General features: G+C 39.1%; 18 protein-coding genes and 1 pseudogene. 13 read left to right on the forward strand and 6 right to left on the reverse strand.

Annotated elements, in window-relative coordinates; all coding sequences use genetic code 11:
• The first annotated feature begins 710 nt into the window (after nucleotides 1-710).
• Complete coding sequence (gene asnS / locus R2R35_RS12980; RefSeq protein ID WP_317730239.1) at nucleotides 711-2102, forward strand: asparagine--tRNA ligase; 1392 nt, start codon at nucleotides 711-713, stop codon at nucleotides 2100-2102.
• Between the two features lie 197 nt (nucleotides 2103-2299).
• Here the strand turns inward: asnS and R2R35_RS12985 are convergent, their stop codons facing one another.
• Complete coding sequence (locus tag R2R35_RS12985) at nucleotides 2300-2812, reverse strand: QueT transporter family protein (RefSeq protein WP_317730240.1); 513 nt, start codon at nucleotides 2810-2812, stop codon at nucleotides 2300-2302.
• Nucleotides 2813-3157: 345 nt separating this feature from the next.
• Here R2R35_RS12985 and R2R35_RS12990 point away from each other — a divergent pair, with 345 nt between their 5' ends.
• The 9 genes and pseudogenes from R2R35_RS12990 to R2R35_RS24725 all read left to right on the forward strand — a co-directional run.
• Nucleotides 3158-3766, forward strand: coding sequence for a class I SAM-dependent methyltransferase (locus R2R35_RS12990; RefSeq protein WP_317730241.1), 609 nt, complete (start codon nucleotides 3158-3160; stop codon nucleotides 3764-3766).
• Nucleotides 3767-3921: 155 nt separating this feature from the next.
• Nucleotides 3922-4041 (forward strand): RiPP peptide, encoded by a 120-nt coding sequence (locus R2R35_RS24720; protein WP_420742003.1) that lies wholly within the window; start codon nucleotides 3922-3924, stop codon nucleotides 4039-4041.
• Between the two features lie 194 nt (nucleotides 4042-4235).
• Nucleotides 4236-5600, forward strand: a complete 1365-nt coding sequence (locus tag R2R35_RS12995; RefSeq protein ID WP_317730242.1) for a radical SAM/SPASM domain-containing protein — start codon at nucleotides 4236-4238, stop codon at nucleotides 5598-5600.
• 15 nt (nucleotides 5601-5615) lie between these two features.
• Nucleotides 5616-7028, forward strand: coding sequence for a radical SAM/SPASM domain-containing protein (locus tag R2R35_RS13000; RefSeq protein WP_317730243.1), 1413 nt, complete (start codon nucleotides 5616-5618; stop codon nucleotides 7026-7028).
• Nucleotides 7012-8322 carry an MFS transporter gene (locus R2R35_RS13005; protein ID WP_317730244.1) on the forward strand — a complete coding sequence of 437 codons (1311 nt, stop codon included), beginning with the start codon at nucleotides 7012-7014 and terminating at the stop codon, nucleotides 8320-8322. Before R2R35_RS13000 ends, R2R35_RS13005 begins: the two co-directional genes overlap by 17 nt.
• A gap of 205 nt (nucleotides 8323-8527) precedes the next feature.
• A complete protein-coding gene (locus R2R35_RS13010; RefSeq protein WP_317730246.1) occupies nucleotides 8528-10480 on the forward strand; it encodes a sensor histidine kinase in 1953 nt (650 codons plus the stop codon).
• Nucleotides 10455-11402: a response regulator gene (locus R2R35_RS13015; RefSeq protein WP_317730247.1), complete on the forward strand. Its 948-nt coding sequence runs from the start codon at nucleotides 10455-10457 to the stop codon at nucleotides 11400-11402. The genes R2R35_RS13010 and R2R35_RS13015 overlap by 26 nt, the downstream gene beginning before the upstream one ends.
• Before the next feature lie 225 nt (nucleotides 11403-11627).
• Nucleotides 11628-15413: an NHL domain-containing protein gene (locus tag R2R35_RS13020; protein ID WP_317730249.1), complete on the forward strand. Its 3786-nt coding sequence runs from the start codon at nucleotides 11628-11630 to the stop codon at nucleotides 15411-15413.
• Nucleotides 15414-15551: 138 nt separating this feature from the next.
• A pseudogene (locus R2R35_RS24725) lies at nucleotides 15552-15770 on the forward strand (IS5/IS1182 family transposase); the annotation flags it as partial.
• Here the strand turns inward: R2R35_RS24725 and R2R35_RS13025 are convergent.
• The gene (locus R2R35_RS13025) at nucleotides 15713-16030 is read right to left on the reverse strand and encodes a hypothetical protein (RefSeq protein WP_317730250.1); all 318 of its coding nucleotides are present in this window, start codon (nucleotides 16028-16030) and stop codon (nucleotides 15713-15715) included. The pseudogene R2R35_RS24725 and the gene R2R35_RS13025 overlap by 58 nt on opposite strands.
• Nucleotides 16031-16352: 322 nt before the next feature.
• On the opposite strand from R2R35_RS13025, the gene R2R35_RS13030 reads away from it, so the two are divergent.
• Nucleotides 16353-17318: a leucine-rich repeat domain-containing protein gene (locus R2R35_RS13030; protein ID WP_317730251.1), complete on the forward strand. Its 966-nt coding sequence runs from the start codon at nucleotides 16353-16355 to the stop codon at nucleotides 17316-17318.
• 248 nt (nucleotides 17319-17566) lie between these two features.
• On the opposite strand, the gene R2R35_RS13035 is transcribed toward R2R35_RS13030, so the two are convergent.
• From R2R35_RS13035 to R2R35_RS13045, 3 genes are all read right to left on the reverse strand, one after another.
• Nucleotides 17567-17809: a transposase gene (locus R2R35_RS13035; protein ID WP_317730252.1), complete on the reverse strand. Its 243-nt coding sequence runs from the start codon at nucleotides 17807-17809 to the stop codon at nucleotides 17567-17569.
• Nucleotides 17810-17976: 167 nt separating this feature from the next.
• A complete protein-coding gene (locus tag R2R35_RS13040; RefSeq protein WP_317730253.1) occupies nucleotides 17977-18432 on the reverse strand; it encodes a helix-turn-helix domain-containing protein in 456 nt (151 codons plus the stop codon).
• Nucleotides 18433-18517: 85 nt separating this feature from the next.
• Nucleotides 18518-18655: a transposase gene (locus R2R35_RS13045; RefSeq protein WP_317730254.1), complete on the reverse strand. Its 138-nt coding sequence runs from the start codon at nucleotides 18653-18655 to the stop codon at nucleotides 18518-18520.
• A gap of 524 nt (nucleotides 18656-19179) precedes the next feature.
• On the opposite strand from R2R35_RS13045, the gene R2R35_RS13050 reads away from it, so the two are divergent.
• Nucleotides 19180-19515 (forward strand): hypothetical protein, encoded by a 336-nt coding sequence (locus R2R35_RS13050; RefSeq protein ID WP_317730256.1) that lies wholly within the window; start codon nucleotides 19180-19182, stop codon nucleotides 19513-19515.
• Nucleotides 19516-19587: 72 nt separating this feature from the next.
• On the opposite strand, the gene R2R35_RS13055 is transcribed toward R2R35_RS13050, so the two are convergent.
• Nucleotides 19588-19920 carry a helix-turn-helix domain-containing protein gene (locus tag R2R35_RS13055; protein ID WP_033164052.1) on the reverse strand — a complete coding sequence of 111 codons (333 nt, stop codon included), beginning with the start codon at nucleotides 19918-19920 and terminating at the stop codon, nucleotides 19588-19590.
• 237 nt (nucleotides 19921-20157) lie between these two features.
• Here R2R35_RS13055 and R2R35_RS13060 point away from each other — a divergent pair, with 237 nt between their 5' ends.
• Complete coding sequence (locus tag R2R35_RS13060; RefSeq protein WP_317730257.1) at nucleotides 20158-21045, forward strand: MerR family transcriptional regulator; 888 nt, start codon at nucleotides 20158-20160, stop codon at nucleotides 21043-21045.

Genomic DNA, 21045 nt, shown 5'->3' on the forward strand with positions numbered 1-21045 from the left:
CGTGTTGCTGGATTGTCTGAAATTTAACAATGTATAGAAGTATTCTAGCACTTTATGGGGGGACTGTCAAAGGATAAATTGGGGGTGGTGGGGAACCGGGAGGACTGTTTAAAGGGGCGAGGATTTGTCCTGGTCTCCCACGGTTTATTCGGGCAAGGAACCTATTCCACTAGAAGCTGCTGTAAATGCTTGGGACAAGTCCGGAAAAGCCAAACTCGCGGAGAGACCTGCTGTGGGGCAGGTGGTTTTCTGCCGCTCAGACAGTGGCTTTTCCGGACTTCGGCGCATTTACAGCAGCTTAAGTGTCATTAGGTCCCTTCCCGAGATAAACCTTAGGGAGACCAGGACAAATCCTCTTGTTCTTTGGTGGCAGAAGGTATGGTGTAATACTTGTGGCCAAAGATTTTAAGGCGGATGGATTGATAGAGCTAAATTGTTTTATGGTTGGAGCATTGTTTATGTAAATGTTGCAAGGGTTTATATAAAAGAGGTATAGGTGCTCTATTATAGGAAGAACCTATATAAAATAAGGAAATTGTTTTATTGTTTTATTGGTTTTTGCTAAATGGTGGCTGTTATTTTTAGCTGCAATTACAGCTCTCTTTATAATTAAGCGTTACAAGAAATTTACCAGTTGATTTTACGATGGTAAATTGTAATAATTGTGGTATAATATCCTTATATTTTAAAAGAACAAAGGAGCCCGTATAATGGAACTTATAACAATCCGGGAACTGTACCGGGAAAAAGAGAAGTTTATCGGAAAGGAAATCACTGTAGGCGGCTGGGTCAGGAGTATAAGAGATTCTAAGGCCTTTGGCTTTATCGTGCTTCATGACGGTACCTATTTTGAGACCCTTCAGATTGTATACCATGATACTATGGAGAATTTCGGAGATATTTCCAAGCTTAGTGTTGGATCAGCTCTGATTATTAAAGGTGAGCTGGTAGCTACGCCGGAGGCGAAGCAGCCTTTTGAGATTCAGGCTACTGCCATTGAGATTGAAGGTGCTTCTACTGCGGATTATCCTCTTCAGAAGAAAAGACACAGTCTGGAATTCCTTCGTTCCATTTCTCATTTAAGACCCAGAACCAATACTTTTCAGGCAGTTTTCAGAGTGCGTTCCCTGATTGCCTATGCTATTCATAAATATTTTCAGGACAGGGATTTTGTCTATGTGCACACGCCCTTAATTACCGGCAGTGACGCGGAAGGTGCCGGCGAGATGTTTAAGGTTACTACACTGGATCTTGAGAAAGTACCTCTTACGCCAGAAGGTAAAATTGATTACAAAGAGGATTTCTTTGGAAAAGAGACCAATCTTACAGTAAGCGGTCAGTTAAACGGTGAGACCTATGCCATGGCTTTTCGTAATATCTATACCTTCGGGCCTACTTTCCGTGCTGAAAATTCCAACACCACCCGTCATGCTGCTGAGTTCTGGATGATTGAGCCGGAAATTGCTTTTGCTGATTTAAAGGATGATATGGCGCTGGCAGAAGGTATGATTAAATATGTTATCCGCTATGTTATCGAGAATGCACCGGAAGAGATGAAGTTCTTCAATGATTTTGTGGACAAGGGCTTACTGGACAGGCTTACCCATGTTATGAATGCTGAGTTCGGACATGTGACTTATACAGAAGCCATTGAGCTGCTGGAGAAGAACAACGACAAATTCGAGTACAAGGTTAGCTGGGGTAGTGATCTTCAGACAGAGCATGAGCGTTATCTGACGGAGGAGATCTTTAAGAAACCTGTATTCGTTACAGATTATCCGAAGGATATCAAGGCTTTTTATATGAAGCTTAATGATGATAATAAGACAGTTGCTGCGATGGACTTATTGGTTCCAGGCATCGGAGAGATTATCGGAGGAAGCCAGAGAGAAGACAATTATGACAAACTGGTTGCCAGAATGGACGAACTGGGACTTAAGCAAGAGGATTATGATTTCTACCTGGACTTAAGGAAATACGGTTCAGCGAGACATGCAGGCTTCGGGCTTGGTTTCGAGCGTTGTGTAATGTATCTGACTGGTATGGGAAATATCAGAGACGTTATCCCGTTCCCTCGTACGGTTAACAACTGCGAATTATAATTATAATAATAAGGAGCCTCAACTTATGGCTGTTATCAGGTCATAAGTTGAGGCTCCTTTTCTGCCGGGGAAATGACATACATATCCCTTAACATTCTTTAATTTAATACCTATAGTGATACAGTAATTAGCAGAAAGTATCAGACCTTTGTAGTACTATACGCAGAGGAAAGATTGAATGTTTTCCGGTATATGTATTAATACCGGTTCTTACTCCTCTTAAAGTATCCGTTTTCCGGAAAAATCACATTTTTGTATAAGTTCAACAGGAACAGGAGGCCAAGTCCCAAGATGCCGCAGGATATAACTTCACCTATTCCCACAGTTGCCATCATAACAGGTATTGGCAGAGTCAGTCCATAAGCAAAGCGCAGTACCCATGGGATAATAAGGGTGTTTGAGATAATGGGAGGCAGGGGAACCAGGTATTTGTTGCGTCTTAACAGGTAAGAGCCTGTGGCGCCGATTAAAGTGGCCAGAGTTCCGAAGGTGATATCGAGAATGTCGGCACCCCCTAAGAAATTACCTAAAAGGCAGCCAATAGCTACACCTGGTATGGCTGCAGGTGTAAAATAAGGGAGTATGGTCAGTGCTTCCGCTATTCTTATCTGAATATTGGAAAAGCTGATAGGCTTAAACACAAAGACCAGTACCACATAGATGGCGGCAATAAGCGCAGCCTGTGTGATGAATTGGGTTTTGTTTCTCATATGAAATTCTCCTTTAGTTTTGTTTTACGTGTGGAAGGTCTCGAACACACGGTTTATGAAACATAAGAGAGTGTGCTTTTGCTCCTCTTATGTTTTGCCCATAAAGACCTTGTTTTTAGGGCAGTTGTGACTGTTTTAGTATAGCATGAAAATAAGGGTTGTCAAGCACAGGGGAGAATTTCAATTCAAGTTGTGCTTTTGTTAAATTACTATATTGATTTGCCGGAGGAAAACTACACCTGATAAGGATTGTATTTGCTGCGGATAAGCTTGCTATTTGCCTCAGTTTTTGATAACTTATAAAATAAAGGAGGTGATGATATTAATCCATGGGAAAAGATTCCTTTGTCTATTTATGAAAGCCATATGAAGCTTGATACGGTATATCAACTGCAATGTATGAACGATATCATGAGAGAACAGATTCAGACCTATGATATTGCATCTCTTGCTATTCTTGGGGTAGCAGGAGGAAACGGATTAGAGCACGTGAACCTGAATAAACATCACAAGATTTATGGAATCGATATCAATACAGAGTATCTTAACAGCTGTAAAAGCAGGTATTATGATATGAGGGATAAACTGACGCTCTTAAGCAGGGATTTACTGGACCTGGCGATCGATTTACCGAAAGCGGAACTGGTTATTGCTAATTTATTCTTAGAATATATAGGATTAGATAGATTCATCTTTCAGTTGAAAAAGATGTCACCTGAATATGTATCGGTAGTAATTCAGGTAAATGACGGGGAGGGATTTGTATCTGAATCACCTTATCATAATGCCTTTGATTGTCTTGCATCGGTATATCATGAAATCAACAGTAAAGCTTTAACGGATGCTATGAACGAGATTGATTTTGCACTAATTCTTGACGTCGAAACAGAATTACCCAACAAGAAAAAATTGAAAAGACAGGATTATAAGAAGCAAAATAAAGCTGATGCATAATAAACATGCATCAGCTTTATTTTTTATTTATAGGAAAAGAATTGATTGACATAATATGTAAAAAGAAGATATAATGTTTCTATAATTTGACAATTTGCCATGCTAACGTGTTAAATCAATGTAGTTAAAAAAACAAAAATAAGGGGGACATAACAATGAAAAAAACAACAAGAAATCAATCCAGTAACAAAGTAGGAGTAGGTGGAACCATTGGTTCTGTAGTAGTAAACGCAAGTATTGGAGGAACCATCGGTTCTGTAAAAACAAAAAAATAAATTACTGCATGTCATTATTATCTGCAAGGCGGTTAAGCCCTGAAACGCTGGTCTGTCGTAAGAACTGACAGGTCAAATATAGTTACTTAAAATCTGTTAGCATATGGCCATTTGTTAAATTTTTTGCAGGCTAGTGGGGTTTTTGACTTCATTAACCTGCAATACAAACTAATAAATAATGAGGGAGTACTTGTATGTATCAGAAAAGCAGATATCTTGAGGTGAATAAAAGAGACAGGGATTATCTTGTCTACCATAGGTTATTTGGAAATCTATCAAAGCTTAATGAGAAGGCATATCAAATTCTGGAAAATATATCTGAACAGAATTTGGATAAAGCTGATTTTAAGGATATTAAGAATAAGTTTATTGATAATTATTTTATAGTGGAAGAGAAGGAAGAGGACGAAATATTAAAGGAGGAAATAGCTAACAGAAAGTTAGCCGACGACGGCAGGCTGTTAGTAGGCTTGCAGCTTGTAGTATCTAATTTCTGTAACTTTCATTGTACATACTGTTTTTTAAATGAAGAACACAAACTAAGGGACAACAGTGAAGCAAACCGTCCTTCCGATATGAACTTTGAGGTTGCCAGACAGGCAATTGAGAATATGCTCGAGAATATCAGAAAGAATGGAAATAATTTATTGTCTATCGAATTCTTTGGTGGGGAACCCTTGATGAACTGGAAATTAATCAGGCAGGTGTTTGATGTTTATGGTTCTGGTGAGGAGCTGGGAGTTGAGATATCGTATACCATTACAACCAACGGTTCACTCATTACCGAAGAAATGGCAGAGTATTTTCATAAATTAAAAGTATCTCTTATTATCAGCTATGATTCTCCAAACAGCAGGGAACGTATTAGTAAAAATGGTCTGTTGTTAGATGATATCATGGTTCCGGTATTAAAAATGCTGAAAGCAAAAAAGGTAACGGTAAGCTTTAATTCCGTTATATCAAAATGGACTATCAGTAATTATGATTATAAAGGATTGGTTGATTTCGCTGCTGAACATGGAATTCGTTATTTGGGGCTGATTCTTGATCTGGATGGTGATTTTATAGGAAAAGGCTTTCAGGAAGAGGATATTATTAAACTTTTACTGGATGCCTATGATTATGGAATCCAGAAGGAAATCCAAATAACTGGATACTGGGCAAAAATGTATAGCCAGATTAAAAATGAAGAAGGGACTTTTTTTGAAAAAGGCTACAAGGCATGTCCAGCAACAGGCAGTAAGGTCAGTGTTGAGCCATCCGGAGATATATTTGCCTGTAAATGCTGCCCTAGTAAGATGGGGAGTATTGATCGGCTTACCGATGTATTAAAAGGAGAGAAATACAGAGATTATTTAAATAAAGTCTACAAGAACGGAAATGATTGCAACGGCTGTGAAATACAATCCTTCTGCTCCGGTGTTTGCGTTGGAGCTTTGGAGAAAAAGGGAAGCATGTATGGTAATAACAAGAGTCTGTGCAATGTTTACAAAGCCATAACCAAAGAACTTATCTTAAGAACCGATGACAATGATTTTTCTGATATTATCGAAGTCTGATACAGGAGTTAACCTATGAAGCAGATACAATTATCGAAGTATGTAACGTTTATGGAACGACCAAAGGATATCATAGCCTATCATAGTCAGATTGGGGAGGTCTGTTCCATTGATCCGGCTATCTATGGAATATTGTCCTATTTCTATAAACCTGTTGTTTATAAAGAGTATATGGATATAAAAGAGAATCTGGAGACTGGGATTCCGTTAGAAGAGGTAAAAGAGATTATTGATGAGTTTGCAGAAAAAGGTTTTCTGATCCATGATGGCGTAGATAAGGATTATGTTACGCTGCATACGCAAGAGCGGTTACAAGGCTTGCTGACAGGAGGTCAGATAAAAACCATTCAACTTATTGTCAGCAACAATTGCAATTTTAAATGTAAATATTGTTTTGAACACTCTATCTATAGTTCAGAAGAAAGAAAAGTGTCACAAAATGAAAGCAGTAATAAGGTTATGAGCTGTAAGGATGCCATCGAATATATCAAGCTGGTCCTGCTGCAGGTTAAAAAAGCAGGAAACCGAGACTTACATATACAGTTTTTTGGTGGGGAACCCTTAACCAATAAGGATACCATAAAGGCTGTTCTGGACTACTACGGAGACGGTAGCAAGTATGGTGTAGACTTGTCCTACAGTATTGTGACAAATGGTTCCTTAATCGACTCTGATATAGCAGAATATTTTAACAGATACGGAGTGGCAGTAGTTGTCAGCTTTGACAGTCCAAATAAATCGAATAGGAATATGCTTTCCGGAAAAGACAGCCGCAACCAGATATATAATGCCCTGGAGATTCTTAAAAGTACGAATAATTATGTGGCATTTAATTCTGTTCTGTCAGAGTGCACCTATGAATATTTTGATACCTCTATTATTGACTGTGCATTAGAGTACGGGGTCAGGGAGGTTGGGGTGGTTCTGGATCTTTCACCGGAATTTTATAATAGACCTGTAGCAGAGATTGCGGATAAATTAATTGACCTCTACCGATACGGGAAGAGTAAAAATGTTCCGGTATCCGGTTATTGGATGAGTACCTATCGCAGCATGTTTGAACATTTAGATTTGGCTAAGGGGTTTAAGACCTGTTCCGGTACTGGAAGTCAGCTTAGTATTGAACCAAATGGAAGTATTTTCGCTTGTAAAGGATCTTCCAGATATTATGGAAATATCTATGAACTTAATAAATTGCTTGAGAGTAATACCTACCGGCTTTATGCAGAGAGAAGCTTAAGAAATTCACACAGGTGCAATACCTGTAAACTGGAGGGATTTTGTTCCGGTTTCTGTCTTGGTCCATTGGAGCAGCAGTACAGTGATATTAATTATCTGGTGGAGAACTATTGTGAACTTATGAAAACTGTGATAGAGCGTTTATTATTAGAAGAGGGTGAAATCGATACGTATGAGCTATCATTATAAAGTGGAAAGCAATAAAAAAGCAGTTGTGAGCTTCAATCGTAACTTCTGGATTTTGTTTTGGGGTAAGATTGTATCTCAATTGGGGGAAGGCATTTTTAATATTGCCCTGCCCTGGTACATTTTAAATGCAACAGCATCTGCAACAGCGATGAGTACTTATTATATTATTGGAAATATAACCTGTGGGTTGGTATTGTTTTTATTTGGAAAGATGATAGACAGATGGAAAAAGGAAAAAATAATGTATGCAACAGATTATATACGAGGGATCTATATATTGTTCCTTCTATTTATGGTTATAGTCGATTTACCCTACAAATTCCTCTGGATTTATCTTGGTGCTGTGATTACTTATATCTGTGCGGGATTATTCAATCCGGCTTCCATGAGTATCTTACCTTCCATACTGGAGGAGGAAAAATTAACAAAGGCCAATTCCCTGCTGGCTGTTGTAGATAATACCATAGCCATTCTGGGCCTCGCAGTTGGAGTTGCGGTATACGAGGCGTTGGGAATTCACTTGGTCTTCCTTATAACCGGCGTTGCATATATCATATCAGCCATTACGGAAATGTTCATTCACCCGTCAAGGATGGTTAAATTAGAAAAAGTACTGCAAAAATCAGGAACCCGGGCAGGTATACAATATCTGCTTCAGAATAAAAAGATTTTATTTATCATAGTTTTTGCATTGGTCTGGAACTATATTTATATATCCATTTATTCCATTTATATCCCTTATATGTTTAATGTTGTATTCAAGACAACTTTAGCAGCGGTTGCTGTCATACAAATAGCCATGTCGCTTGGACTGTTACTAGGAGCAGCTCTGGCATTAAAGTTTAATATCAAAGAAAAATTATACAGTAATCTTACGAAGGTTGTTATTATACAATTTCCTGTTTTTTCACTGCTGCCTCTTATTGTTCTTCTGCATGGGACTGTTCTTCCATCTTCCTTTTTTTTAGTGGGGTTCTTTGCTGCTTTATTTTTTATATTAGGAATAACAGTTGCAATGGTTAATGTAAACATAAGTGTAATATTACAGACAGAAACAAAAAGTGAATTTTTGGGAAGAATATATTCACTGAAATCGTTGGGTTCCATGATTTCCATGTCGGCAGGATTGTTTTTAGGAGGAATTATTATTGAAAATATGCCGGTTGTAATAGCCTTTTTGATTAATTCTATCCTGTTTGCCGGTCTTACAGCATTTATGATAAATGAATTCTTAAGAAAACCTGAAGAAATAGAGCAACAAGATAATATAAACTTACAAAAAGCAAAAATCTGAATAGGATACAGGCTGCTGCCAACAGTGAAAGTATATAAACTGTCAGGCAGCAGTTTTTTACCTTCTTTACTAATTTCATATAAATCTTTCCTCATAAATAAAACTATACCTTTTCAACCAGCAGGATTCCAAGTATAATTGAAAGAAATAAAATTTGTCGATCAGCGATGAAATAGAAGGTGGGAGATATTTGCGGCGGCCTCAAATGTGGGTGTTGACTTTAATACTTGGAATCAGCATTCTTATAGCAATTTATTATAAAATGAACCATACAGACGTTTTTGTGGTAAAGGGAACCGTTGATGCAGAAGAATCAATGCCTAGCGGCAGAAAGATCCTTCCACTAAACGGAGAGTGGGAATTCTACTGGGGGCAGCTTCTGGAACCGGAGGACTTTAAAAAGGAAGTGAGGGTTCACTCTTATATGATGGTTCCAGGGAGTTGGAGAAAGGATATCGATGGGAAGAAATATCCGGATTATGGGTATGCTACCTATCGCATTACCCTGACAAAGGTGAATCCTGGGGTGATTTACGGCTTGAAAAAGCAGAGTATTCGAATTGCCAGTAAAATATATGTCAATGGGAAGCTGCTGATACAAAACGGTTCTGTATCAGATTCTGTACGTGGCGAAAATATGGGCAATATGCCCGAAGCAGTGTATTTTCAGTCAGATGAGGATAAAATTGAGATTATTATACAGGTATCAAGCCATAAGATTTTTGGTGGGGGTATCGCGGAAGCCATATATTTTGGTGAGCAGCAGGAAATTACCTCTTTTGGTGCCAGGAATATTGTGCGGGATATGCTGCCAATTGCCTTTAGCTTTGGGGTGGCAGCCGTGTACCTGATCATTGTATTGGTGAGCCCGGGTTATTATAAAAAGGAAAAGGCGAGTGTATTTTTCCCAATGGGAGCGGCTTCTCTGGCCTTAATCAATGGAACGCTGGGAGAACGTATCATAAAATATATTCTACCCGGAATATCGGCTGAAGGCCTGTTGAATCTGGAGTCCGTTTTGATTAGTATGGGTATCCTTTCTATTGTAATGGCGGTTTATCATCTGGATAGGAAGTTTATTTCCACCCAGTACAGAAACATCGTAATTCTGATACAAGGTCTGTTTGCTATCCTTTATGTGGTTTTGCCTGCGGAAACCCCTGGAATCCGGACAGTGTTTATCATTATTGACCTGCTTATCATAATTGCCGTTGAGTTCCGGGTATTGTATCTTTTTATGAAAAGGACTGAGCTTAGAATTAGCGGAATAGAGCATGGACTTCTCCTTCTGGTATTGTATTTTATTGATGTATATTGCATTGACCAGCTGGTTTTCACAAAAGGGCTGATTGGAAATGATATGATGTCACTGACAGCAAGCGTCCTGTATATAACTGTCTGGGTGTTCCTGCTTACCTATAGGTATCATGTTATGTATAAAAAGAATGAGGAGCTGACAGTGGCATTGCTGGAAAGCAATTATAACATGGAGAGAGTAACAAATCATGCGGAACGTAGCGAAATCGCATTTTTACAGGCTCAGATAAAACCACATTTTCTGTTTAATTCCCTAAACAGTATTCTTAGCCTGTGTTATAGCAATCCCGAGAAAGCCTCTGAACTTCTCTGGCATCTGGCGGAATTTTTAAAAAGTGCTTTTAACATTGATATGACATCGGAATTTATCCGGGTAGAAAGCGAGCTTGAAAGTATCCGTTCCTATGTATTTATAGAAAAAACACGGTTTGGGAAAAGGCTTAAGGTGGAGATGGAGATTGAAGAAGCTCTCAAACACCAAAGGATAGTACCCTTACTGATTCAACCCCTGGTAGAAAATGCGATCCGCCATGGAGCCCTGAAAAGAGAAGAGGGTGGAAATGTCAGATTATCAATTCAAAAGGAGGAGGGCTTTGGGGTTGTTACCGTCTACGACAATGGTCCCGGTTTTTCTCCAAACAGCCTGGCAACGCTTTCCGGGAAAGCAGGGGATACAGAAACTGAACGGAAAGGCGTCGGTATTGGGAATATCAAAAAGCGGTTAATGCATTACTATGGGGAGGAGTTGCACATAGAAGAGCAGGAAGAAGGGGTTAAAGTATGGTTTCGGTTTCATCTGGAAGAGGAGGACGGACATGTTAAAGGCAGTAATTGTAGATGATGAGATTCTGGTGCTTGATTATTTGAGGGATATTCTGCTTGGGCTTAAGGTAGAGGTTGTGGGAGAGTTCACCAGTGCCAGGAAGGCTCTTGAACGTCTGCCGGAGTTAAGGCCGGATATTATATTTCTTGATATTGAAATGCCGGGAATCAATGGCATAGAGCTTGCCGCAGAAATAGCGGGACGTCTTGACTCTGCCAATATTGTTTTTGTAACGGCCTATGATAAATATGCGGTGGAAGCCTTTAAGCTGAATGCGCTGCATTATATCCTGAAGCCTGCAAGCAGGGAGGATATAACCCAGGCTTTGGCAAGAGTAAGAAAGACGGAGTTGCCGGTAGCTCCTTTGTATAAGAAACTATATGTCCGTCTTTTTGGAAAGGTTGCCATACAGGACGAGGAAGGCAATTCTTTATTAAAGTGGCCTACCCAGAAGACGGAGGAAATGTTTGCTCTATTGATGCTCTATGGAAAGCAGGGTATTGATAAATGGAGTCTGATTGAGAAGCTTTGGCCCTTATCGGAAAAGATCAGAGTAGAAAATACAATGTATACCACCATTTACCGTATGAAGAAAGCCTTACAGGAGGCGGGAATCAAGAATGTACTTTATAACAGGCTGGGAAAGTATTTCTTTGCTATGGAAGGGGTCTGGTGTGATGTCTTTCAACTTGAAAGCCTTTATGAGACCTTTCAGAAAGAAATGGGACAGGAAGACTTTATAAGCGAACAACTATTTTTTGTTTACCAGGGGGAATTGTTTGGAAGTAAAGACTACCTGTGGGGAGAACTGCAAAAGTATGCATACCAGAATATGTTTGATAAGCTGTGTGCCGGGCTGGCAAATGAATATGAGTCAAAAGGTAATAGAGATAAGGCAGAGGAAATTTATATAAACCAGCAGTTAAGATGTGAGGTGTAGAAAAAATTCCTTTGTACATAAACCAAGCCTCAGACATGGAAGAAGATCTTCTGTGCCTGGGGCTTTTATATTGCGGCCAATTTATATAACTTACATATTGAGTTAAATACATTCGCATTTCCTGAAGTAATAGGTCGATTCTTGTGAGAATTTTGTGAAAATAGGTTGTTATAATCATATCAACGCTAAGTTTAGGCGGATTGACAGTAATAAAAGGAGGAATATATGAGAAGAAAAATAAAAAGCTGGAATAAGAGGCTTTTATGTATTACCTTATCTTTGCTGATTCTGTATACCGGATTACCGCAGTATACAGCTTTGGCAGCTGAGAATTATGAGGTAACGACCATTGCAGGAATTCAATCTCCCGGCTTCGGAGGGGATGAAGGACCGGCAAATTTAGCCAGCCTCAACGCACCGAATGGAGTAGCTATAGATAACCAGGGCAATCTGTATATTGCAGATACGCTTAACAGCAGAGTACGCAAAGTGTCTGCAGAGGGTATAATTACAACAGTAGCAGGTAATGGAAACCCTGGTTATGCAGGAGATGGCGGTAGTGCAAAAGCGGCTGAACTAAATGACCCAAGGGGAATCGTATTGGACAGTCAGGGAAATCTATACATAGCAGATAGTAAGAATTATGTAGTCCGTAAAGTGACAGCAGATGGTGTTATCAGTACAATAGCCGGAATAGCCGGAAGCTTCGGCCACTCAGGAGATGGCGGACCTGCTGTTGAAGCCATGCTAAAGCAGCCTTTTGGAGTTGCAGTGGACAGTCAGGATAACCTATACATAGCTGATATACAGGACCAGGTAATCCGAAAGGTAACAACAGATGGAATCATTAGTACAGTGGCAGGACAGTCTGGGGTTGTGGGCTATTCAGGAGACGGAGGGGCTGCTATTGACGCACAGTTCCATAATCCTACGGGAGTAGCGTTAGACAATCAGAATAACCTTTACATAGCTGATATGGATAATAATGTAGTCCGTAAAGTAACAGAAGACGGAGTAATAAATACCATAGCAGGACAGTTTGGCACAAATGGATATGGCGGCGATGAGGGACCGGCCACCAAAGCCCTCTTAAGAGGTCCTGCAGATGTGGCACTAGATAATTACGGGAACTTATATATCATAGAATATTTTAATAATGTACTTCGTAAAGTAACACCGGAGGGAATCATCAGCACGGTAGTAGGGAACTTCCCGGTATTAAATGCCGAATTTAATTATCCTTTTGGTCTGGCGATCGATAACAATGGTGTATTTTATGTGGCCGACACAGCAAACAGTAAAATTAAGAAAATAAATACGGTTACTTACGCAGCAGCTTTGTCGCAGGAAGGGGAGTACGTTTTCCCAAAGCTTCTGTGGGGTTATAATACAGGGGAAATAGAAAGCAAGACCATAACTGTGACCAATACTGGATCAGGAACTCTAAAGAACCTGAAAATAACGATAAGCGGCAGTGGCGCAGGTAGCTTTGAGCTTGGAAGACTTACAAGAACTACGTTAGACAATACAAATACAACGGCTGTTTTTACGGTGCAGGCGAGAGAATGGCTGGCTCTGGGAACCCATACGGCCACTATAACAGTGTCGGCAGATAAGATGCAGGACATAAGCTTTACTGTAACGCAGACAATAGAAGAGGAAATAACAGATGCCCAAACCCCTCAGATTATCAGACAGCCTCAGGAGGTCACAGTTGAGGAAGGCAAAGATGTAAACTTTGAGGTAGCAGCAACAGTAGAAAAAGGAAATCTGAGCTACCAATGGTATAGAAATACAACGAATAGCAATACCGGAGGAACTATCATAAGCGGAGCAGTCCAGAGCAGCTACAGGGCACCAGCGGATGAACTGAAAGATTCCTGGTATTACTGTGTGATAACCAATCTGGATACGGAAGCTACTGGAAGTAAAACCGCCAGCGTAACCAGTAATGCAGCCAAAGCAGTAACCCAGTCTGTCACCAACGCGGAAACACCCGGAATCTTAAAACATCCCAAGGATGTAACGGTACAAAAAGGGGAAGAAGCCATTTTAGAGGTAACAGCGGCGGTAAGCAGCGGAAGTCTTACTTACCAATGGTACAGTAACGCGGAGGACAGTACGGAGGGCGGAACACCCATAGAGGGAGCAGTACAGGACAGCTATGGGGCACCGACGGACACAGAAGGGAAAAAGTGGTATTACTGTGTAGTAACCAATACGGATCCCGGTGTTAATGGTAATAAGACAGCGGCAGTGACAACAAGCACCGCTTCTGTAACTGTAATATCAAAGACAGAGTCTGCGGAATATACCGTAACAGTAATTGGCGGAAGCGGCGGAGGAAGCTATCCCGAAAATTCCGATGTATCCATCACTGCTAACCCGGCACCTGCAGGTAAGGTATTTTATAGATGGACCTCCAGCAGGAATATAGCCTTTCAAAACCCAGAAGCAGAAAGTACAGTATTTACAATGCCGGCAGGAGAAGTAACAATTACGGCAGAGTACCGGAACACACCAACAGTTACTCCTGCCTTACCTTCCACCCCCGATGAAGACGGGGACATTGGAAATCAGGATAAAACGGAGGAAAAGACCATAAAAGTGGTTGAAGCTCCGAAAGGTATCCCTAATACCGCCATCATCTCAGTAGAAGAGGTTGGTAAAGCCTTTGATAAATCAGTGGAAGTCCGGTTAAAAGAGGATTCTGCTGCGGAAAGAGAAGTAAGAAAAGCCCTGGAAACAGATACAATCGGATTGAATATGGAAACAATGCAGATATTCCCCTTAGACATAAGCTTATACATCAAGGGAACCAATACGAAGGTACAGCCGGCACAAGGCACTTCTGTGCGAATTACCTGCCCCATTCCAACGTCGCTGCTCCCGGAAAAGGAGAAGCTACTGGTAGTGACGGTGACAAACGAAAAGCTTCAGGTTCTACCGGCGGAGCTGACAGTGAAGGAAGGGGTAAGCTGCCTACAATTTGAAGCAGCACATTTTTCTCCGTATGCCTTTGTAGTCGACAGTGATGGCAGGCTGGCAGAAGGAGCACAGATAATAACTGATATCACTGTTACAGAAGGAACTCTCACAGAGATCAGACCTGAGAACCTGCCAGCAGGTGCAGAGGTGAAATATCACGTATCCACTCCAACCTTTATCAGCATTGATCAGGAAGGGAAGCTGTTTGCAAAGAAGGCTGGAAGTGCATATTATATGACAGCAGTAACCTATGGCGGTAATACGAAAGTTTATACGGTTAAGGTTAAGGTAATGAAAGCCCAGGGAGCTACCAAAGTTGGATTTATCAGGTATTCTGCAGAGACCTTTGCATACAAGGACATAAATTACAGAATTACCAGCAAAGCCTCCGGTACGGGGGCAGGAGAGGTTGCCATTGCGAATAACCAGATGAATAGCAAACTTCCCGGTAAAGTGGTAATACCTGAAACGATTGACTGGAAAGGAAAGAAATACAAGGTTACCTCCATCGATGAAAGTGCCTTTTACGGCAGATCAAATATAACCTCGGTTACCATACCGGCTAATATAAAAGTAATCTCTCCCACTGCATTTACCTCCTGCAACCGCTTAAAGGAGTTTAAGGTGGACAGAGAAAACAAACAGTATTCCGCAAAAGGCGCTATGCTCTTAAACAAACAGGGAACTGTGCTGCTGGCCTATCCTTCTGCTTCCGGCACGATAGTCATCGACAGGAAGATAACGGAAATAGGAAGCTACGCTTTTAGTGTATGCAAAGAGTTAAAAGCAGTTGTAATACCAGAGACGGTAAAAAGTATCGGAGGATGTGCATTTGCTCACTCCTCCAAACTGGAAAAGGTGGTATTCCAAAGCAGCCAGGTACCGGAAATGACCTATTACTCTGTCTTTGAAAAAGTGAAGGATACCTGTGTTTTCCAGGTGCCTGCTTCTTCAGGAGAGTTATATGTCCAGGCAATGCAGGAGCTTTGGCTGCCAAAGGACATAGTAATCAAGCAAAAATAAAACCTTTAAGCCTTGATTAATTTAAGCATTTTAAGGGGCTTTTGCAAAATAGATGAGTAATCTATGGCGCAAGAGCTCTTTTTTCTTAAAAATAAAGGCAGGTTCCCGAAAGAGCCTGCCTTTATGGTATAATTAAGTATGCGAATAAATAATTACACTAATAAGAATTATACATTGAATTCTAATGTATATCAATTAAAACTTCCATTAGAATTATATGGATTTGTATCGGAAGATGATTCAGTCAGATTGCTAAGCCAATTATTGGAGGAATTAGATTACACGAAGTTGTATCAGGCTTACTCTACCAAAGGTAGAAATCCAGCAGTTGACCCAAAGACCATGTTCAAGATACTACAATCAAATTTTAAGGTTTCTAAGATAGCTTTCCTTGCATAGAAAAGACTTTTTGCTCTGCTATATTTTGGATAAGGGAAACCTGTTACTTTATAGTTTTGTATACCTCCTGCTCCCCCTTTGACACAATCAATTACCGCTCCTTCTTCCATTTTCTTAATTTGGTTTTCGAGCGATTCAATCTTTCTCCTAGTGTCTTTAACCTCCTCTCTGAGTTCAGCGTATTGTATTAATATATCTTTTGTTAATTTTGTAGTCACTAAAAACCCTCCTATATGTCTAAATGTCATCTATGTATCCTTTTTTGTCTTCTTTTTGGATAATACGCAATTTTACCAATTATATGTACTTCTTTGGATGGATTATTATTGTATATTCTGGTTCATAAACCCCTGCTACCCAGTCTTTTTTTGTGTAAAATCACGATTTCATAGTAACTTATGTATATGCGCGATATCCCCATAACACATTTTGTTAATATTTGCCATTAACTGCTTGTCTATTTTGTTAGTTTTTATTCTTGCTAATTTTTGTTATTTCGACTATTATTAACTTACAAATATAGGAAATGGGGTTAATATTATGAAAAAATATTTAAAAAATTTATTGCTTTCTTTAATGTGTATTGTGGTGATAACTACTCTAATACCAGCTTCTCAAATTGCTAAGGCTGCAACAAGATATACTGCCGTAGATTCAAATAATGTCTCTTGGACATATACCTTATATGCAGGTAATGCAACAGATGTACGATTAGCTAGCAATGTTAGTGGCCAATTAAACGTACCGTATTTCTTAGATGGATATCTTGTAACATCTGCTTCTGGATATAAATCCGGTAATAACGTGTATACATTTCTAATGAATTATGGAGCAAACGTAACATCTGTAGTTTTTCCATTCACATTGCTTGAGATAGGAGACTATGCATTATATAACAGAGACAAAATAACTTCTGTTTATATTCCTGAAGGAGTAACCAAAATTGGCTACATGGCATTTTATAGCATGGGTGCTCTTAAATCTATTGATCTACCAAGCACATTAACTACCCTTGGTTATTCAGCACTTGGTAATAGTTCTTTAACTACATTAAAAATTCCAGGAAATATAACATCTTGGGGAGATTATTATAACAAATATTCTACTTCTGATGTATATTTACAAAGGCTATGTATCAGTTCAGCTTCACTTACAACTGTAGAAATAGAGCCAGGTATAACTGTTATTCCACAAGCTATGTTTTATAATTGTAAAGCATTAAAAAGTATTTCAATTCCATATAGTGTAACAAGTATTGAAGACAATGCATTTAATAATTGTACCTATTTAAGCCAAATAATTATTCCATCTAGTGTAACTAATATAGGTAAATTAGCATTTAACTTATGTGATGGAATGGGTAAGATTTTTATTTTGAACCCAGATGCTACCATCTATGATAGCAAACAGACTATTAGTACAGCTTCTATTATTTATGGATACAGCGGTTCAACAGCAGAATCATATGCATTAAAGTATAATAGGACTTTTATTCCTCTTGGCTAATACCAACATCAAAACATCAAATTTATTTAATAAAATAAGTCTTGTGATTTGCTCAATTTAGAGTAATTTACATGGCTTATTTTTTATAAAGTCACACTAAAATTAAATTCGTCAACCACTTAATTCACGGTCTATACTCACATCCATAACAAGCATTTCTATAATCTAATATAAAATACATATTCTAACTTATAGAAAACCAGTACATTAGAATTTTTCTTTGCTTAGCTCTCTTAAGCATCTGTAAGCTACTTCTCGTTTGGTGCATCTGCTTTGAATTCACAGTTTAGCGTATTTTCAGCTATGTATTGTGGATTTGTGGACTTCCTTGTACATCCATTATTAGAGTACTTAATCGTCGATTTGATATCTCGGTTGCGACAGATGCGTAATACACGTTTATCATTTACTTTTGTGTCATGATATCGTTCAAGATCATCTCTGATTCTGCGGTATCCTTTGTCTGGAGATTCCCTATGAATCTTTTCCATGATATCTGCAATACGCTTGTTTTCTGTCTCACTTTTAGGAATTCCCCTGTGTAACCATTTATAGTATGCAGCTCTGGAAATTCCACCAAATTTGCACAATGCACTGATTGAATAATTGTGTTCTTCCTTTTCCTCTTTGATTGCCTGATATATGTATCGGACCAGGCTTAGCCCCGCATCCTCTCTATTTCCTCGAGTTTTTTTAAGAATGATGACTCCATTTCAGCTCGTTCATTTTCAGCTCTTAAAATCTTGTTTTCAGCACGGAGACGTTCTAATTCCGTCATTTGGTCTTCAAGTTTTCTTTTTCCACGATTATCCTTTAAAGCTTCAACTCCGTCTAATTCATATTTAACGGTATAATTACGTGCTTGTTGATAGGATACCTGATATTTCTTGGCTGTTTCCGTATAATTATGTTCATGCGCTATACAATACTGTACGATTTCGACACGATCATCAAATGTTGTTTTTCGTCCTTTGGCCTTAATGGAATATCCTCCTGTTCCAGAAGCTCTTAGCTCCTCATGACCATTATACTTCATAACCCAACATCTAACAGTTTCTGGATTAGCTATCTTGTATTTTATTGCGAGATCTCGATAAGAACCTTTTCCACTCAAGTAGGCATCAACAACGTTCTTTTTGAATGTAGAGGAGTATGATGCATTATGTCCTGTTCGAATAAATGCATTGGGACCGAATGATTCATATTTTGCAAGCCATTTCCGAAATGGTGTATGTTATGCCATATTTTGCTGCAATTATTTCAATACTCCCTTTGCCAGCTAAATATTCCTGTACGGCTTGAAGTTTCTCTGATGGTGATATCTTTTTTCTAGACATGAAAAATGCTCCCTTCTAAGCATCAAGTGATTTTATTATTTCACTTGTCTACCTAGAAGGCAATGTCATTTAGTTAAGCAGCATTTCATCAGAAAAACATTTTATAATAGAAATAAAAAACGGTAGATGCTATCATATGCGGCTACCGTTTTACTTTTTAAGAAACACAAATGCAGGTGCCAAGTGTCTTGCACCTGTTATGGCTACTTTATGGGAATTTCTAAAAATTAAGATACTCTGTAAGCAAAACTTATTGCACTTTTCGGTTTCTTCTTTCTCTCAAACGTTCGATTAGATCGAATTGGTGAAACAGTCTTTATTAACATTTCTAATAGTGTCTTGCTTGAGAGCTTTTCCTTAAAAAACGCATAGCATAGTGTGATTGTTTTTGAAAAGTTAGTTCTTTTATTCTGTACAATTGGTTGATCATATACGATGGAAGCAGAAAAATTTCAATTCCGTGCATGGCAAATCAGTTAAAGGAGGTTTACAGTAATAATATCTATTCAGAGGACTTAGCTTGGTTGGCAAAAGAGATTGAACCCATTAGAGAGGATACAATTGCAATTAGTAAAAAAAAATATACAGCCTCGTATTTTGGGAAAGAAGATCTAACCGGATTTAAAGATTACGCATCCCGTGAATTTTGGCGCTTGGAAAATGCTTATAATGACTTCAAGGACAACAGCAAAACTGGCAATGTACTACCTTATAATAACTATCCGATGCAAATAGAAACAGGGCAGGTTTTCGTCATCGATTATACAAAGACAGATGGTTCTGTTATAAGAGGTTATTACCGCTCTGATGGATATGTTTGGAACGGTGCACTTTCAACAGAAGAGTTTGCAGGGGAGTGAAATGCTCCTGAATAGCAAGGCTACCGTCCGACTTCTTTCAGACGGTAGCTGCTATAACTATAATTCATAAATCTAAATAATTGAAATTATCTTTAAAATCTTTATTTTCTTGTCATTATCACAGTCTTTTAACGCTCTTAGAATTTCGTTATCCAATGCAAAAGATGAGTTTTCATATTGATCTGATAAAAGGTAATCGATACTTGTATGAAGTGCGTTTGCAATCGCTAATAGAACATTAAGAGATACTTTGGTATGATTGTTTTCGATATTAGAGATATGAGAAACATTACAACCGACATAAGAGGCAACATTTTCTTGCGTCAGATTTTTTCTTATACGGATTTCTTTTATGCGTAAGCCTAATATCTCATAATTTATATTGTTATCATTATTACCAGTCAACTTAATCACCTCAGGAATTTGTCTATATGTATATATTTTTATTCTAATTGTAAACTTTGTGGTTCTATGCTAGAATAACCTGTACAAGTATAAAGTATACAAATAGACAAAAATGAGAAATTAGGAGAATAAAGCAATGAAAAATATTGTAAAGGGACTTTATATGAATTTACCGTCGTAATTACCACTTGACTGCGCCCTTAGGGAATGGATTACTATTAAGAAAAGGAGGAGGTTATGCGATACACAATCGGACAGTTTGCAGGCCTGCATCTGGTTTCAAAGAAAACCTTGCGATACTATAAGGAAATCGGGCTTCTTGAACCGGAGGGCATAGATTCTCTCAATGGTTATGCTTATTATGGAAAAAACCAGAGTGAACGTATGAAACAGATACAGTATTTAAGAAGATTGAGATTCTCACTGGAGGAGATATATATTCTTTTAGAGTCGGAATTGGAGCAATGGAAAGAGATTGTCGAAGCCAGACTTACAGCAGTCAGATCAGAGGAAATACTTCTTCGTGATATCAAACAGGAGCTTCTGGCCCTGCAGGGGCGTATCAGGGAAAATAAAGCTGTCTATCATTCAGACAGAATATCCGGAATAGCTACGGAATACATAACGGATACCTTCCTGCTGGAGAAGCCGGTGTGCTTTATAGGACGGGCAGCACGGGTACCTTATAATCAAGATGAGAAGAAGCAGAAGATAATTGAAAGTCTTATCCGTGATTTTTACAGCAATGATGAACCGGATATGATACCGGGACATTCCTCGCCGGAAACAAGTCTTGGTATTGTGTGTGAATGCGAGAAGGATATGAGTATGGGAACTTATATGATGGGAATGCAGGTAAACTGCCTGAAGGAAATACCGGAAGGTATGCGCAGTTTTCTTCTTCCGCCAGGTTTGTATGCCCGTGTCAGATTCAGTGCAGAGGATAGAGAGACTCTGACAGGTATGGTATTGGACAAAGCTTATGAGCATCTGTATAGCAAGTGGTTGCCGGAATCTTCGTTTACCATGGAAGAGATGCTGGCAGTTGAAGTTTACAGAGTAGACAGAATGGAAGCCCCTGCCAGCCCGGAGATGGAGCTCTGGCAGCTTCTGAAGGAGAAATAA

The sequence above is a fragment of the Anaerocolumna sp. AGMB13020 genome, assembly GCF_033100115.1.
In the GTDB taxonomy this organism is placed as follows: Bacteria; Bacillota; Clostridia; order Lachnospirales; family Lachnospiraceae; genus Anaerocolumna.